The sequence below is a fragment of the Limosilactobacillus frumenti DSM 13145 genome, assembly GCF_001436045.1.
Taxonomy (GTDB): domain Bacteria; phylum Bacillota; class Bacilli; order Lactobacillales; family Lactobacillaceae; genus Limosilactobacillus; species Limosilactobacillus frumenti.
Genome location: NZ_AZER01000013.1, coordinates 31,907 through 48,952 on the forward strand (window position 1 = coordinate 31,907; position 17,046 = coordinate 48,952).

The 17,046-nt window shown below is 44.1% G+C and carries 15 protein-coding genes; 13 read left to right on the forward strand and 2 right to left on the reverse strand.

Features of this window, described 5'->3' with window-relative positions:
- Nucleotides 1–54 precede the first annotated feature (54 nt).
- Genes FD27_RS02330 through FD27_RS02345 form a run of 4 tightly spaced genes read left to right on the forward strand, consistent with a single transcriptional unit; the run spans nucleotide 55 to nucleotide 3,840 of the window.
- Nucleotides 55–1,146, forward strand: coding sequence for an ABC transporter ATP-binding protein (locus FD27_RS02330; RefSeq protein ID WP_057748935.1), 1,092 nt, complete (start codon nucleotides 55–57; stop codon nucleotides 1,144–1,146).
- Nucleotides 1,146–1,952, forward strand: a complete 807-nt coding sequence (locus tag FD27_RS02335) for an ABC transporter permease (RefSeq protein ID WP_057748938.1) — start codon at nucleotides 1,146–1,148, stop codon at nucleotides 1,950–1,952. Before FD27_RS02330 ends, FD27_RS02335 begins: the two co-directional genes overlap by 1 nt.
- Nucleotides 1,952–2,770, forward strand: coding sequence for an ABC transporter permease (locus FD27_RS02340; RefSeq protein ID WP_057748941.1), 819 nt, complete (start codon nucleotides 1,952–1,954; stop codon nucleotides 2,768–2,770). Before FD27_RS02335 ends, FD27_RS02340 begins: the two co-directional genes overlap by 1 nt.
- Nucleotides 2,767–3,840 (forward strand): ABC transporter substrate-binding protein, encoded by a 1,074-nt coding sequence (locus FD27_RS02345; RefSeq protein WP_057748944.1) that lies wholly within the window; start codon nucleotides 2,767–2,769, stop codon nucleotides 3,838–3,840. The genes FD27_RS02340 and FD27_RS02345 overlap by 4 nt, the downstream gene beginning before the upstream one ends.
- Before the next feature lie 335 nt (nucleotides 3,841–4,175).
- On the opposite strand, the gene FD27_RS02350 is transcribed toward FD27_RS02345, so the two are convergent.
- Nucleotides 4,176–6,842 (reverse strand): HAD-IC family P-type ATPase, encoded by a 2,667-nt coding sequence (locus FD27_RS02350; protein ID WP_057748947.1) that lies wholly within the window; start codon nucleotides 6,840–6,842, stop codon nucleotides 4,176–4,178.
- Between the two features lie 284 nt (nucleotides 6,843–7,126).
- Between FD27_RS02350 and FD27_RS02355 the strand changes: the two genes are divergently transcribed.
- Nucleotides 7,127–7,894: an acetoin reductase gene (locus tag FD27_RS02355; RefSeq protein ID WP_181577934.1), complete on the forward strand. Its 768-nt coding sequence runs from the start codon at nucleotides 7,127–7,129 to the stop codon at nucleotides 7,892–7,894.
- A gap of 209 nt (nucleotides 7,895–8,103) precedes the next feature.
- Nucleotides 8,104–8,841, forward strand: a complete 738-nt coding sequence (locus FD27_RS02360) for a glucose 1-dehydrogenase (protein ID WP_057748953.1) — start codon at nucleotides 8,104–8,106, stop codon at nucleotides 8,839–8,841.
- A gap of 99 nt (nucleotides 8,842–8,940) precedes the next feature.
- Here FD27_RS02360 and FD27_RS02365 read toward each other — a convergent pair whose 3' ends face one another.
- On the reverse strand, nucleotides 8,941–10,335 hold the full coding sequence (locus tag FD27_RS02365) for an APC family permease (protein WP_057748956.1): 1,395 nt from the start codon (nucleotides 10,333–10,335) through the stop codon (nucleotides 8,941–8,943).
- A 141-nt stretch (nucleotides 10,336–10,476) separates the two neighbouring features.
- Here FD27_RS02365 and FD27_RS02370 point away from each other — a divergent pair, with 141 nt between their 5' ends.
- The 7 genes from FD27_RS02370 to FD27_RS02400 all read left to right on the forward strand — a co-directional run bounded on the left by FD27_RS02370 (nucleotide 10,477) and on the right by FD27_RS02400 (nucleotide 16,966).
- Nucleotides 10,477–10,899 carry a bis(5'-nucleosyl)-tetraphosphatase gene (locus tag FD27_RS02370; protein ID WP_057748959.1) on the forward strand — a complete coding sequence of 141 codons (423 nt, stop codon included), beginning with the start codon at nucleotides 10,477–10,479 and terminating at the stop codon, nucleotides 10,897–10,899.
- Nucleotides 10,899–11,456, forward strand: coding sequence for a guanylate kinase (locus tag FD27_RS02375; RefSeq protein WP_057748962.1), 558 nt, complete (start codon nucleotides 10,899–10,901; stop codon nucleotides 11,454–11,456). Before FD27_RS02370 ends, FD27_RS02375 begins: the two co-directional genes overlap by 1 nt.
- Before the next feature lie 44 nt (nucleotides 11,457–11,500).
- The gene (locus FD27_RS02380) at nucleotides 11,501–11,941 is read left to right on the forward strand and encodes a Fur family transcriptional regulator (RefSeq protein ID WP_057748964.1); all 441 of its coding nucleotides are present in this window, start codon (nucleotides 11,501–11,503) and stop codon (nucleotides 11,939–11,941) included.
- 70 nt (nucleotides 11,942–12,011) lie between these two features.
- Nucleotides 12,012–12,449: a hypothetical protein gene (locus tag FD27_RS02385; RefSeq protein WP_057748968.1), complete on the forward strand. Its 438-nt coding sequence runs from the start codon at nucleotides 12,012–12,014 to the stop codon at nucleotides 12,447–12,449.
- Between the two features lie 18 nt (nucleotides 12,450–12,467).
- Nucleotides 12,468–13,316, forward strand: a complete 849-nt coding sequence (locus FD27_RS02390; RefSeq protein WP_057748971.1) for a DUF6681 family protein — start codon at nucleotides 12,468–12,470, stop codon at nucleotides 13,314–13,316.
- Nucleotides 13,317–13,799: 483 nt separating this feature from the next.
- Nucleotides 13,800–14,366 (forward strand): TetR/AcrR family transcriptional regulator, encoded by a 567-nt coding sequence (locus FD27_RS02395; RefSeq protein ID WP_057748974.1) that lies wholly within the window; start codon nucleotides 13,800–13,802, stop codon nucleotides 14,364–14,366.
- 14 nt (nucleotides 14,367–14,380) lie between these two features.
- Nucleotides 14,381–16,966, forward strand: a complete 2,586-nt coding sequence (locus tag FD27_RS02400; protein ID WP_057748978.1) for a YhgE/Pip domain-containing protein — start codon at nucleotides 14,381–14,383, stop codon at nucleotides 16,964–16,966.
- Nucleotides 16,967–17,046: the final 80 nt, after the last annotated feature.

Genomic DNA, 17,046 nt, shown 5'->3' on the forward strand with positions numbered 1-17,046 from the left:
CAAAATCAGCGTATAATTTAATTTGCATGAATTCGATTAGGTGAGGAACAACAAATGGGGAAGAATATACTAGAATTTCGTCACGTTGGGAAAAAATATGGTGACAACGTGGTTTTAAAAGACATTAGTTTCGACATTGAAGCGGGTAAATTTTACACCTTGCTGGGACCGTCCGGTTCTGGGAAAACAACCATTTTGCGGATCATTGCTGGCTTTGATGATGCCACCAGCGGGGATGTTTACTTTGATGGTCAACGGATTAATGACGTACCGGCCAACAAGCGGCAGGTTAATACTGTGTTCCAGGACTATGCACTGTTTCCGCATATGAACGTGGCGGAAAATGTCGCTTTTGGACTGCAGATCAAAGGGGTTGATAAAAAAACTATTCAGGAGCGTGTTCACCAGGCCCTCCACATGGTCCGGCTGGATGGCTATGAGGAACGTGAGATTACCGCAATGTCTGGCGGTCAACGACAGCGGGTTGCAATTGCACGGGCAATCGTTAATCGACCCAAGGTTCTTTTATTGGATGAAGCTTTGTCTGCGTTAGACCACAAGTTACGGGTTGATATGCAAACTGAATTGCGACAACTACAGCGGCAATTGGGGATTACCTTCATCTTTGTCACTCATGATCAAGAAGAAGCATTAGCAATGTCTGACCAGATCATGATTATTAATGATGGCAAGATTCAGCAAACCGGGACCCCGGTCGATATTTACGACGAACCACTCAATCACTTTGTGGCGGACTTTATTGGCGAAAGCAATATCGTGCCCGCGGTGATGAAAGAGGACTACCTCGTTAACATTAATGGTCAGGACTTTGAGTGCGTCGATGCGGGAATGAAAACTAATGAACGGGTGGAAGTGGTCCTCCGTCCTGAAGACTTAGATATCACTACTCCTGACAAGGGAAAACTAGTTGCGACGGTGGATACCCAGCTCTTTCGTGGGGTTGATTATCAAATTACTGCTCATGACCTCCGTAATCATGAATGGAAGATCAACTCAATCCATAAGACTACGGTCGGTCAGCAAGTTGGTTTGACATTTGATCCCGAAGATATTCACGTAATGCGGTACAACGAAAGTGAAGCCGACTTTGATGCTCGTTTGGACAGCTATGAGGAGGAAGAATAATGCGCCAAAAAGCAGTTTTTATTGTTCCTTACGCTTTATGGATTGTCCTGTTTGTAATTGCGCCACTTGTTCTGATCCTTTACCAGTCTTTTTTTAACATTGATGGTCAGTTTACTGTTAATAACTACCTGACTTATTTAACGTCTAGTGTTTATCTTAAAATGACGGTTGCCTCTGTATGGTATGCGTTTTTAATCACAGCAGTTACCTTGGTGATTTCGTACCCAACGGCATACGTCCTGATTCACTTACGTAATAAGCAGTTTTGGCTATTACTGGTGATCCTGCCGACCTGGATCAACTTATTACTGAAGACGTACGCCTTCATTGGATTGTTCTCGCGCAATGGGTCGATTAATCAATTCTTGCAATTCGTGGAATTGGGAAGCCACCAATTACTTTTTACGGATGCGAGTTTTATGTTTGTGGCGGCCTATATTGAAATTCCATTTATGGTGTTGCCCATTTTTAACGCATTGGCAGAAATTAATCCTTCATTGATCAATGCTAGTAAAGACTTAGGGGCAACTCAATGGCAGACTTTTCGTTCAGTCATTTGGCCACTGTCACTGCCGGGAGTTAAAGCAGGTATCCAAGCAGTCTTCATTCCGTCCCTTTCCCTCTTCATGATTACCCGGTTGATTGGGGGAAATCGTGTTATCACTTTGGGGACTGCCATTGAAGAACACTTCCTCACCACCCAGAATTGGGGGATGGGGTCGACGATCGGGGTCATTCTAATCATTGCTATGTTTATTGTGATGTTTATTACTGGTGATACTCGGCAGAAGGGAGGACGCCAATAATGAAAAAGCATTCATTAAAATGGAGCACAATTTACTTAGCATTCGTGTTTATTATTTTATATGCCCCCATTATTTACCTCGTGATCTACTCTTTTAGTGCCGGGAAGACAATGGAATCATTCCATGGCTTTTCCTTCCAACATTACATGGACCTGTTTGCTGATACACGGATGATCACAATTGTTATTAATACCCTGTTGGTGGCGTTATTAGCATCCCTGCTGGCAACGATCATCGGAACACTGGGCGCACTCGCCATTAAGGATAGTCATGGTAAGTGGCGAAATAGTTTGATGTCGCTAAATAACGTCTTGATGGTTTCACCAGATGTTATCATCGGGGCTAGTTTTTTGATTTTCTTTACAGTCCTAGGAGTTCGTTTAGGATTTATCTCGGTTCTTCTCTCACACATTGCCTTCTCAATTCCAATCGTCGTCCTGATGGTTCTGCCAAAGTTAAATGAATTGTCGCCAACGTTGGTGGACGCGGCCTATGACCTGGGTGCATCACGGTGGCAGACGCTCACACGGGTGATCTTACCGGCGATCGGTCCGGGCATTATGGCTGGCTATTTCATGGCCTTTACTTATTCACTAGATGATTTTGCTGTGACCTTTTTTGTTACCGGTAATGGTTTTTCAACCCTATCAGTGGAAATTTATTCCCGGGCACGACAAGGAGTGAACCTGGAGATTAATGCTTTGTCCACGTTAATGTTCATCGTATCCCTCCTGTTAGTAATTAGTTACTACTTCATTAGTCAGCATGCCGGTCGACGGCACCACCTGGTTACTGTTAAGGAAGGTGATGCTCAATGAAAAAACTATTATCAGCTTTCGTGGGCATCCTTGTCCTATGCTTGTTATTGGCGATTGGCGACTATACGATGAATCGCCAGACCAGCGGCGGTGGTAGTCATACATTGACTGTCTATAATTGGGGTGACTATATTGATCCCGCTTTGATAAAAAAATTTGAACACCAAAGCGGCTACCATGTTGACTATGAAACTTTCGATAGTAATGAATCAATGTTGACGAAAATTCGTCAGGGCGGGACCAATTATGACGTGGTGGTACCAAGTGAATACACCGTTCAACGAATGAAGAAAGAACACTTGCTGGCACCGCTAGATCATCGCAAGCTGCCAAATCTAAAGTATATTGATCCCCAATTTCTTCACCGGGATTTTGATCCCAGCAATCATTACTCCGTCCCATATTTCTGGGGGACACTGGGGATTGTTTACAATGATCAGAAAATAGCTGGTGACCAAGTGGCTCATTGGGAACAACTGTGGAATCCACAATTGCGTAACAATATCATGCTGATTGATAGTGCCCGTGACGTGTTTGCGGTGGCTTTGATTACGCAGGGGAAGTCAGTTAATACCACGAGTTACCAACAATTGAAGCAAGCTCAAGACCATTTGAAACAATTGACACCGAACGTGAAAGCTATCGTAGCCGATGAAATGAAAATGTACATGGAACAAGGGGAAGCCGCAGTCGGCATCACATATTCGGGGGATGCTCGCGAAATGATGTCCGTTAACCATCATTTGCACTACATTGTGCCAACAGAGGGGAGCAACATCTGGTTTGATAACCTGGTGATCCCGCGGACAGCCAAGAATAAGCAGGGCGCTTACCAGTTTATTAACTTTATGTTGAAGCCCGAGAATGCGGCCCAAAATGCTCGTTATGTTGGCTATGCCACGCCAAATTGGAAGGCTAAGCAGGAATTACCGAAGAAGGTTACGGATGATCAGGCATTTTCCCCGCCACACCAGACGATGCGGCACTTGCAGACTTACCATGACTTGTCGTTGAAGACATTAGGGGTATATAACGATTTGTTTTTGGAGTTTAAGATGTTTGTAAAATAAAAGTGCGAGCCAGCAGAGAGCTTGCGAAAGGCTAGCAATTTCTCCTGACGAAGGCGTTCTACGCCTAGGAAGGAGGTTGCTAGCTCTAGCAAGCTCCTGGCGAGCACGTTTCGACTTGGTAGCATGAGAAGGGCTTAGGGTGAGCACGTTTCAACTATGTTGTCTTAGACCTCCTGGTGAGCACGTTTCGACTTGGCAGCATGAGAGAGGCTTAGGCCGAGCACATTGCGACCCGATTGCAGTAGGAACTAGCTCTAGCAAGCACATTTCAACTCCACTTGAAGTTACACTAAATCCACAAAAAAGGAGGACCTTATCGGGGCCCTCCTTTTACATTATTCAGTTTCCACTTTGCGTAATCGGATAATCTTATCTCCTTCACTGACGAACATAATCAGGCAAGAGAAGATCACGACAATCAGCCATTCCATCGGACTAATAGCAGTAACCTTAAATGCCGTTTGCATAAACGGTACATAGGTCAGAATGAGCTGGAAGAGAATCATTAAACCAATCATCCCCCAAGCCTTGCCGCTGATGGTCTTGATTTGTCCAAGAGCAGGCTGGTCAGTCCGAATACTAAAGAAGTAGAAGATCTTGCTGATCACAATCACGTTTACCATCATGGTAGTAGCATTAATCGCATCGGCACCTTGGCCAATGAACCAGTAGTAGCCAATCAAGGCAAAGATTGCCATCAGGGCAGCGACATACCCCATTTGAATAAGGTCATGTCGGTTCATCAACCGTTGTGTCATTGGTCGTGGTTCACGTTCCATGATACCTTCTTCCGCTTTTTCGAAAACAAAGGCAAATTGGATTGTAATTGCGGCAATCAAGTTGATCCATAACAATTGTGCTGGTTGCAATGGAACTTGTTGACCGGTCAAAATTGAGAAAGCGACCACGAGGCCTTCTGCAAACGACGTTGGTAGCAGGAAGAGGATACTCTTCTTGATGTTGTCGTAAATGCGCCGGCCTTCTTTAATTACCGCGGCCATCGTAGCAAAGTTGTCATTTCCTAGGATCATGTCAGCAGCGTCCTTAGCGACGTCCGTGCCCTTGATTCCCATTGCCACCCCAATGTCAGCCTTCTTTAATGCGGGTGCATCGTTGACTCCATCACCAACCATGGCAGTGACTTGTTGCTTCTTTTGCAGGGCGTCAATGATTTCAAGCTTATTTTGTGGGGTCGTCCGGGCGAAGACTTGGGTCTGTAATGCAGTTTCTTGCTGCTCTTCTGGACTTAATTGGTCCCACTGAGCACCCGTGATGGCATGGATAGGCCCGTTCGTTAAGCCGAGTTGCTGGCCAATGGCCCGGGCGGTTTGTGGGTCATCCCCTGTGATCATCTTGACATGGACACCAGCCCGATTCATCTGCTTGAGAGCTGTGATGACCTCTTCACGTGGTGCATCCAGCAGGGCTGCTAAACCTAACAGGTGCACACCCTTGTACAGTTGGTCATGGTGAACTTCTGTCAAAGCAGTTCCTTGAACTGGTTGGTAACCAACCGCGATGACTCGCTTACCGGCTTGTGACCATTCATTAACCCGATTTTGCCATTCTGCCTGGTCAAAGAATGGGTCAGCCAGGGCCGCCATTTCAAAGAGCTTGTCAGGGGACCCCTTCACGAAGACAAACTGTTGACCAGTTTGCCGGTCTTTAGTTAATTCCGCAATGTAACGGTAGTCAGAATCAAACGGTAAGAGGTCAATCTTCTGGTAATTGGACTGGTGGTCGACACCTAACGCTTTATGATACAGCGTTAGGAAAGCTCCATCAGTGGGTTCACCATTAATTTGCCACTTGCCATCATTTTTCGCTAAAACCGTGTCATTGGCCTGGAAGCCAGCTTCCAAGAATAGTTTTAGCTGCTTTGTTAATTTGGCTGGTTGGCCATTGAGCATAATCTTTCCTTGGGGTGCGTAGCCAGTCCCGGAAACGTCATAGTGGGTATTGCCCACCCAAAGTTCCACCGCCGACATTTCATTCTTAGTCAGCGTCCCGGTCTTATCGGTGGCAATGACGTCGACCGATCCTAATGTTTCGACCGCTGGCATTGACTTGATGATTGTCTGATGCTGCTTGGCCATCTTGCTAATGCCGAAAGCTAAGATAACGGAAGTAATGGCTGGCAACCCTTCCGGAATTGCACCAACTAGCATTGCCACAACGGCCAGGGCCAGAGCTGGTAGGGAGTAGATTTGGAGCATGAAGCCGACGATAAAGACGATCACTGAAGCAGTGATGGTGATGTAAGAAACCACCTTACCAACATTACCAATTTCCCGGGTTAGTAACGTTTTCTTTGGCTTGATGTGCGACACTTCTTGGGAAATCTTCCCAATCTCAGTATCTTCGGCAGTGGCGACGACTATTCCCATCCCACTTCCGCTTGTGACCGAAGTGGATGCGTAGGCCATGTTTGTTCGTTCTGCCAGTGGAATATCGTTGTCAGACAAAGCATCTGCTGTCTTGGCGACGGAATTAGTTTCACCAGTTAAGGCGGATTCTTCAATTCGAAGGTTATCAGCTGAAACGATCCGTAAGTCGGCAGGAACGTTATCACCGGCTTCTAAGAAGACAATATCACCAACTACCAAGTCAGCCGCTTCAATGTCTTGCCGTTCTTGGTCACGATAAACAGTGGCGTTTTGCGCCATCATTTCTTTGATTTTGGCAAGGGCGTTGGCGGCACTCGATTCTTGGAAGTAGCCAATCAGGGAGTTCAAGATGACTACGGCACCGATAACAATGGCATCAGTGTAGTGGCCGATAATGATCGTCAACATGGTTGCTACTAACAAAATGTAGATCACAATGTTGTTGAACTGGCGTAAAAACATCTTCCACTTAGGGGTTGTCTTTGCTTCTAAAACGTTGGGGCCATTTTTGCTTAGCCTCGCCTGTGCTTCACTGGTGGACAGGCCATCAGTGAAGCTTGCCAGTTTATTTTGCTGCTTAATTTCATTCAGGGTAAGTTGGTATTGTTTCTTCATTTGTTCTCCTCGTAGTGGGTTTGCATAAAGTGACTAGTTGCTCAGCGCTTGCGCTGGGTAAGAGCGACTTTAGTGTAAACTCATGGTTTATCAGTCCTTCTTATCTTTGGTAAGGATATCTTATCATGACTGAACGTCAAAAATGGTCAAATTAAGATATTCTTAAATACCTGTTCACAGTCTTTTTAAAACTGGTTAACTGCGAGATGAAATCGTTTACAATGTTCATTAGAGCTCATAAAATAAACAGTGTAGATGATGTTGTTTTAATACGAAGGGAAGTAATGGATATGGCTAAAGTTGCAATGGTTACTGGAGCAGGTCAAGGAATTGGTGAAGCAATTGCTAAGCGCCTGGCGAATGCTGGTTACGCAGTCGCCGTAGCTGATTTAAATACTGATAACGCGCAACAAGTGGCGAATGAAATTAAGCAAGCTGGCGGGGATGCTCTAGCTGTGACGGTGAATGTTGCTGACCGTGACCAAATGTTTTCTGCTGTTCAGCAAACAGCTGACCACTTCGGCGGGTTTGATGTTTTGGTAAACAACGCTGGTCTTGGCCCGGTTACTCGCATTAAGGATGTTACTCCAGAAATGTTTGACAAAGTCATGCACGTAAATGTTGCTGGTGATATGTGGGGAATTCAGGCTGCTCTGGAACAGTTTGAAAAGAAGCCACGTCAAGGCAAAAAAGTTGTTGGTAAGATCATCAATGCAACCTCTCAAGCCGGTGTTCGGGGCAATAAGAATGAATTACTGTACTCAAGTACGAAATTTGCTGTCCGGGGTATTACTCAGGTTGCGGCTCGGGACTTGGCAAAGCAAGGGATCACGGTTAATGCCTATGCTCCAGGAATTGTCGACACGCCAATGATGCGTAAAATTGCCGAAGATCAAGGCCTTAAGATGAGTGATTATGAATCATTGATTGCTCTGAACAAGTTATCAGATCCTGATGACGTTGCAAAGGTCGTTGAGTTCCTGGCTTCAGATAAGGCCGACTATATTACTGGTCAAACCATTCTTTGTGATGGTGGAATGCAATTTGAATAATATAAACAAAAGGTGAAGCATCGTTGTGATGCCTCACCTTTTGTTGTCATTATTGGTTCTTCGGTAAATTGGCAAAGATTGCCCCATCGCGCATTATGTCTATTTAGGTAAAATTTTATTGACAATTAACCTTTGCATTTACCATAACTTTTAAATTATTATACAAATGTAAGCGTTATCATATATTTCATTAGGAAGGAAGTTATATTATGGGTCAATTAGATGGAAAAGTTGCCATTGTTACAGGAGCCGCTAAGGGATTTGGTTTAGCAACCACTAAAGCCTTCGTTAACGAGGGTGCGAAGGTTGTTATGACTGACGTTGACGACAAGGAAGGCCAAAAGCAAGCTGCTGAAATTGGGGATAAGGTCATCTTTATTAAGCAAGATGTTTCCAAGGAAGAAGAATGGCCACAAGTATTTGAAAAAGCGGAACACACTTTTGGACCAGTTGATGTCTTATTAAACAACGCCGGGATCCTGATCTTTGATAACGCTGAAACGTTTAAACTGGACGACTTCCACAAGATCTTGTCCGTTGACCTCGATGGGGTAGTTTTGGGTCAAAAGTATGGTATTCAGCACATGAAGAAACATGGTGGCTCGATCATTAACCTTTGTTCTATTGCTGGCCTGATTGGTATTCCAAATCTGTTCTCTTACAATGCCGGGAAGGGTGCCGTCCGTCTGATTACTAAGTCAGCTGCATTGTACTGCTGTGAAAAGAAGTACCCAATTCGGATTAACTCTGTCCACCCAGGGTATGCTCACACTCCAATGGTTGATGCTTATCCTGAAATGCGTCAATCACTGGAAGCATTACACCCAATGGGTCGGTTAGGCAGTGCTGATGAAATTGCCAATATGTGTGTATTCTTGGCATCCGATAAGTCTTCATTCTCCACGGGTTCAGAATTTGTCACTGATGGTGGCTACACTGCTCAATAATACTTTGAATGATAACAACTCCTAAAGGCGCCAGCATCGTGCGGCGCCTTTTAGTCACCAAAAAACGGCTAGTGCGCAATGCACTAACCGTTTACTTATTTAATCAGCATTCTTATTTAACTTACTGTGACGGTAACCGTACGTGAAGTAGATAATTAAACCAATCGCGAACCAAATTCCGGCACCAATATAAGTTTCCATCTTGAGTTGGGTCATCATGGCTAAGCAAATCAAACCGGAGAGAATCGGTAAGACTGGATATAGCGGAACCTTGAAGCCACCCCGGTTACCGATATCAGACCGCTTCCGCAGTGGAATGATTCCGAATGAAACCAATGTGAAGGCGAACAATGTCCCAATGTTAACCAAACTGGTTAATTGATCCAGTGAAACCAGGCCACCCATCACAGCAATGATAATAGCGACGATCCACAAGGAAATTTCTGGTGAATGACTCTTCTTATCTAACTTGCCTAAGAAAGCTGGAAGTAAGCCGTCACGACCAATCGCGTAAATTAACCGCGAACTGGAATAGATCATTGCGACCATCATGGTGAACATTCCAATCAGAGCCCCAATTGATAAGAGACCTGCGAGCCAGTCTTGGTGAACCAGCATTAAGGCGTATGATACGGGGTTAGCGACGTCCAACTTCTTGTAAGGAACCATCCCCGTCAATACAATCGCCACGCCCATGTAAAGAACTGCGACGACACCAAGTGTGCCGATGATTCCTAATGGCATGTTCTTCTTGGGATTCTTAACTTCGGCCGCGGATGATGATACACAGTCAAATCCTAAGTATGCGAAGAATCCGGTTGTGGCACCATGAATTACACCGCTCATGTGATATGGCAAGAACGGGTGGTAGTTCTTTGGCTTGATGAAGAACAAACCAGCAATGATGAATACTAAAATGATAGCAACTTTAATAATGACGGCAATATTGTTAACCCGTACCGAAGTCTTTAATCCTCGTGATAGGAGGATGGTAATTAGTAAGACAATAATCACCGCGACAATATTAATGTAAGTGCCGTGGGCCGGATCAAATGGCCCTGACAATGCTTTGGGAATTTTGATCCCAAAACTTTCAATAAAGGAATTAAAGTAGGCTGCCCACCCTGTTGAAACAGAAGCAACTGCTAGCATATATTCCAGAATTAACGCCCAGCCTAAGAGCCAGCCGAAAAATTCGCCAAACACCACGTTACCATATGAGTAAGCACTACCGGCAACTGGTAATGCTGACGCAAACTCAGCGTAACACATCGCTGCTAAGGCACAAACGAGCGCGGACAAGAGGAAGGACAAGGTCACCCCCGGTCCAGCTTGCTGTGCTGCGATTGTTCCTGGCAAAATGAAAATCCCGGTTCCGATAACGGTCCCGATTCCGATCGCCATCAGATCGCGAGCATTCATTGACTTTACAAAGAGCTTGTCTTCACCTAAATACCGATCAAGACTTTCTTTGCGCAGAATGTTTAAGCCCATCTTTTATCCCACCTTTGCTATAATATAGTTCGGTAAACAGTTAATAAAATTAAATATGCTTACCATATACCAACAACAATACAGTCATTAAAATTAAAAGTCAATGAGAAACATTAATTATTTTTAAGGGAGGAACTGACAATGGCAATTGAAGTTACTGCAGGGGCAGTTGTTTATCGACGGAATGATACTGGTGACATTGAATACTTGTTACTGCAAAGTCAGAATAAGGGACACTTCTGGGGTTTCCCTAAGGGTCATGTAGAAGGTTCTGAAACCTTACTGGAAACAGCGCAACGTGAAATTAAGGAAGAAACACAACTCGTCTTGCCAATCGACACCAGTTTCCACGTTTATACCGAGTATGACTTGCCAAATGGTAACCGGAAACAGATGACATTGTATACGGCGGAGTTAAATCAATCTGAAGATATTCAACTACAGGTTGAGGAAATTAAAAACTGTGGTTGGTTCACATACGCGGATGCACGGGAACGGCTAACTTACGATAATCTGAAAGAACTCCTCGATCAAGTTAATACTTACCTGGTAAATAAGGCATAATGGTAAATAAAGTATATGTAATTGCTGGGGCAGCCGGATCTGGTAAAACCACCGTTGCCAACTACCTTCAGCGGCAGTACCAAATGCAACGAGTAATCACTCATACGACACGACCACCACGGTCAAGTGAACAAGAGGGCGTTGACTATCACTTTGAAAGTGAACAATCGATGGAGCGGTTGCACCTGTTAGAAGAGGTGGAGTATGACCATCATCACTATGGTTCGTCAATGGAAAGTTTGGAAGCTGGCTGGTCAACGGGACATGACAATGTGATCGTCCTCGATACGAAGGGAGCGTTGACCTATCATCAAAAGCTTCCTCACCAAGCGATTATTATCTTTTTAACAGTCAGCCGACTAACTGTCTTGGCTAAACGAATGCAGCTGCGTGGTGATCAGCCATCCGCAATCGATTCGCGTCTGCATAGTCGTGAGTATCATCGTGATCTAAATCTACCCAATTACTTAAAGGGGATTGCTCACGTGATTGTAAATGATGACTGGACGACCACCAAACGGCAAATTGACCAATTAATCGCTCAATTAGGTAAATAATATTTCATTTCTGCTATAATGTTTGTTCTTAAGGAGGTGGCATAATGAATGAACTGATTGAACGTGCACATTCTTTAATGAAAAAACATCACTTGCGGTCAACTAAGCAGCGACAACTGATCATTGAACGACTAGTACAAGATCCAGACCGTTACATTAATATTATGGAAGTTGACCGGTTCTTGCGGCAGACATACCCAGGAGTCAGTCATGATACCATTTATCGTAATATGAAAGAATTTGCAGACTGCGGGATCGTCGAGTTATGCGCTAATGGCGATCAGATGCAGGTTAAGTACCGGTGTGATGTTAACCACCACCATCATTTTATTTGTGATGTTTGTGGGAAGGTGCAGGAAATTCAGATGCCACCGCTTGACCAACAATTCTTTGCCCAGCAATTACCAGGAGCAAAAATTACGGGTCATACTTTTGAATTGCATGGGGTTTGTGCTAATTGCCAAAAGAAACAAGGTTCAAAATAACTTCATATTTCCTTAATAATTGTTGACGGAAAAAGCGAGTATGATAGAGCTATGAAAAGGAGCATTTAATATGGCAAAAAAAATACCACCTATCGTTACCCCCTTTGCTCTATTTTCAATTGCCTTAGCATTGGGTGCAACTAACGTTGTGATTAACAAAGCGACACACACTTCTGAAGGGGCCAAAGTCACACGGACCTCTTCATCATTTAATGATCGGGATCAACAAAATGAGCGGAATTCATCTAGTCGGGCAAGTTCCCAAGATGATGATAATAACCCGCAACAATCAAGTTCCCACGCTACTAATAATAACAATCAGCAAAATACTGATGATAATAACAATGACGATAATGAAACGCGACAGAGTTCGACCCAGAATCATAGTAACAACAATCAGCAAACTGGCAATCAAACCAATAATACTGCTGGGACGAATAATGCGGGCACTAACACTGCCAATACGAATAGCACTAACACTGCCAATACGAATAGCACTAACGATTAGGTGAGGTGAACTGGATTAATGTTTAGCTTTCTAGATATGATTAACTCATCATTGAGTTATTTCAACCTGGACGTTAAGTTAAAAAACCGGATTTATATTGTGCTCGGCTTTTTAGGCGACTGCTACCTGGTTTATGTTACCTTCCGGCTCTTTGCTAACCATGTTTGGTTGCGGGCTTTTCTTTATTGCTTGGCAATGGTGGCGTTAACTTACTTCCTTTATCTTAACTTTGTCTTTTATTTTTTAGGAAAAACCTCGGAATTTGACTTCTTGTCACCAAAGATTGCCAAGGTGACTGGTCAAAAATTTGCAGAGAATGGCACCCCAAGTCGTGGCCGGCGGGAAGATAGTCGTTTTTCGACTGGCTTGGCCAACCAATCTAATGGGCTGTTTGCTGGTGAAGACACAATTCCAGCGCAAGTTGCCATTGATAGTCGTGAGCAGGCAAACCTTCAAGAAGTGGTTGACCGGCTATTAATGGAGCAGATCTTTGTAAATGACTTCAATGGCATGAGCGAAAGGGATATTATTGCGCAATACAAAGAGACGGAGCGACCGGTACAAGCATTGAATACTGAATCAATTCCTCCGTATTTTGAATTGGTCCATGACCCAATGAAACATCGCCTGGAGATTTATATGGGGATGAACCAGATGGAACGTAAGCCCGTTGGTCACATTACTAAGATCGGATTAACCGACGTTCGGGAAGCCCACCAAAAGTACCGAATTTATCTTGCTAACCTGGTTGTAACTGGTGGGCCAAACAAGATTCCGGGACGGAGTGGGACGACGATTATGACCACCGCCGACTATGGCTTGCGGGCCCAAGTCGCTTACCGGGAAAGAAATAGTAGCAATCTTTAAAATACGATACAGATTCCTCGGCATTTGGATGTGCCGAGGAATTTTTATGCTTTCTCAACTCAAAACGTGAGGAGTATAATCAAATTGGAAGAAGAGAAAGGGATTACATGGGGAGTGACCACAGTGTCTTATAAGGTTAATTGACATTGCTTTAAAGAACTTTCCTTTTATCTTAGTTTATTAGTTATGTTAATTTGGATTGCTCCAGTATTTACTGCTACTTCTATATTAGAGGTTTACTTTTGCTTGGCATGTCTACTTTTAGGAATTTATTTCACTGCCAAAATTGTTGTTAAAAAGGTATAGTTTCATGAGACGATAAACAGTAGAGCTTTTTTAAGCTCTATTTTTATTTTGTGAATGATACAAATTCATCATTTTGTCTTTTTATTGAACATCAATCTTAAATTACCCCTGTTGTTTCATATGGACACGATTTATACTATTCATTGCTAAATTGGATAATAAAAGGGGGGAGACACCATGCGAGTAACCAGAACGACACGCGATTTTCAAAACGCATTACTAACGCTACTTGAAGATCACTCATTTGAACGGTTGACAGTTGACCAAATTTGTCGTGAGGCAATGTTACACCGCAGTAGCTTCTATCGTTATTTTCGTGACAAGTATGACTTGCTTGAACAAACGCTCAACAGTCAAGTCAGTCGGGTGATCAATAACAGTGATTCTGAAGAAGATATCATTAACCAATTGATTAACTACATTGCCCAGCACAAGAACGTGTTCCGGCATTTGGCTTCTGAAACTGCTCATAGTTCCTTATATTCAGAAATGATGCACATCATTAGTAAGATTCTTCTGGAACGGCGCCATGAAAAGAGCAATGATACCGTTATTAAATTACTGCAAAGTGCTGATGATCCAGAAATGCTGGCCTACATTTTGTCGGGCGGGATTATTGGAACATTCTACTGGTGGCAAGAACAGAACTATGATGTTTCCATTGATCAGGTTGTGAAGTTCGCCGAAGAAGCGCTCATCTCCTTATCCAATGGGCAAAGAATGATGAGAAAGAAACACGCGTAAGAGGAGAGATAGATATGTGGAGAATGATTAAAGCTGAATTTAGCAATATTCGGCATAATCGTCTGCTCTTGATTTCCACGCTGGTCATCTGTCTGATTCCATTTATGTACAGTATCTTCTTCCTGAAGTCTGTCTGGGATCCATACGGCAGTACTGAAAACTTACCGGTAGCGGTGGTTAATAAGGATATACCAGTCGAGTATCAAGGCCGGACAATGGACGTTGGTAACCAAATGGTCAAGCAACTGCGCCATAATAAACAATTGAAGTGGGAGATTGTTTCACCAGCAAAGGCTAAATATGGGCTGTCACACCGGCAATACTATACAGTTGTGACAATTCCAAAAGACTTTTCTAAGGATGCCACGACCGTATTGCACAAACACCCAACCCAAATGAAGTTAAAATACGAAACCAATGGATCATTAAACTACATTGGTCAAGTTATTAGTCAATTGGGGATGACTAAGTTAAATCAAAAGATTCGCGCCCAGGTTACGGAAGCTTACGCAACGGTGATGTTCCAGGCCTTACATAAAGTTGGGAAAGGAATGTCGACCGCCGCTTCTGGTTCTAAGCAACTAAGCAACGGAATGATGACCTTGCAAGATGGCTTTAACCAATATTTTGCTGGTGTTTCCCAGGTTAATAACGGGGTTCAAACTCTGAAGATGGGGGTGGCTCCACTGGCAGCTGGGGCGCAACAGTTAGCGGCGGGTTCCGCTACTTTGCAAAACGGGCTTGCCCAATACACTGGTGGTGTTGGTCAACTCGGTGCTGGGTTGAATCAGCTAATGGCTAATTCCGGTGCGCTGAACTCTGGTGCTAGCCAATTGCAAGGTGGCTTAGGACAATTAAGTGCTAAGTCAGGTGATCTACAAGGTGGTGCCAGTCAGCTGTCAAATGGTGCTAATCAACTGAACGCTGCTGTTAACGCCAGCTTCGGTAGTATGGACTTTAATGGCATTATGGGTGCCATGAACCAGGCCGATCAATTAAAGGCTGGCTTAGGACAACTCCAAACCGGCTTGAGCCAGGCTAAAGCGGCCTTATCTGGTGTTCAAGAGAGTGCTGGGAAGCTTCAACAAGCTTCTGGGGCACTGCAGGGTGCTTCACAGGCAGGTAATCAATTGCGGAGCGTTGGTCAAAATGATGGTCAAATAGCCGCATTAGCTGGCCAAATTGCTAGTGATTCTCATGCCAGTGCTGAAACTAAAGCTGCTGCCCAACAGATTCAACAAAAGGCCAGTGCCAATGTTTCAACGATCTCAGGATTATCAGGAACCCTTGGTCAATTAAACAGTTTGGGCTCAGCATTAAATGGTATGCAATCGCAATTGAACCAGTTGTCACAAATGAATACAGTCCTTAATAATGCTGATGGGACTTTACAACAAGCTAACCAGCTATTAACGAAGCTGGATGGTTACAAAGGTTCATTAGCAGGAATGCCTGAGCAAGCCCAAAAGCTAAAAGAGGCCACTAGTCAATTATCTTCTGGTGCCACAACGTTAAACGCTGGCGTTAACCAATACACGAACGGCGTTAATACCGCCGCTGCTGGTGCTGGAACCTTAACATCTGGTATTGGTCAATACACTGCTGGTGTTGCTCAAGCCGGTGCCGGTGCCGCAAAGCTAAACGCTAACTCTGGCGCCTTAAACGCCGGTGCTGGTCAATTAGCTGGTGCTTTAGGTCAATTAAATGCTAAGGTGCCTGCTTTAACTGCTGGAATTAATCAATTAGCCGCTGGAACTCAACAGTTAGTTGACAACTCACCACAGTTAACACAAGGGATTGTTAAATTAAATGCTGGAGCAAGTAAATTGGCAGTTGCTTTAGCTAAGGGTGCTCGTCAAGTCACGGCGCTCAAGCCAAACCACAATACCGCGAAAATGTTTGCTGAACCTTCAGTCGAAAAGCACACCAATTACTCATACGTTCCAAACTATGGTCACGCTTTGGCACCTTATGTTCTGTCAGTTGCTTTGTATGTTGGTATGCTGGTCTTCAACTTTGTTTACCCAATTCGACGGGTGGCCTTACCAGGGCAATCAGCTGTTTCATGGTGGGCAAGTAAGGTTGTTGTTGGTGGTTGTGCCGCAATCGCGATGGCAGTTGTTGAATGTGCCATCATGATGGCTTGTGGCTTAACTATTGACCATGTTCCATCATTCTTCTTAACGACCGCAATGTTTGGCCTTGCTTCAATGGCTGTCGTTATGTTCTTATCCATGACCTTCGATAACCCTGGTCGATTTGTTGCAATGGTTCTGCTGATGCTTCAGCTTGGTGGTTCTGGTGGGACTTTCCCAATGGAAGTAACGATGAAGTTCTACAACGTCATTCACTGGTACTTGCCAATGACATACTCCATCTTAGGATTGCGTGATTCGATTTCTGGTGGACTCGGGGCACATTACACAATGTTCTGTAACCTAGTTCTCCTAGGAATCGCAGTAGTCTTCAATTTGCTGTTGCTGTTGACAATGGCCGGAATCTCATCCCACCGTTTCAACGGTCCACAAGTGGCCTCTGATGCAGAAAATGCTCACGGTCCAATGGGTGAGGGTGATGGCTTTACCTCAGATAAAAAGTAAAATAATTAAGGAGTCTGGATTATTTCTCTGGACTCCTTTTATGTTGCAAACGAATTCTTGCCTTTTGGTTAATTCCAGGC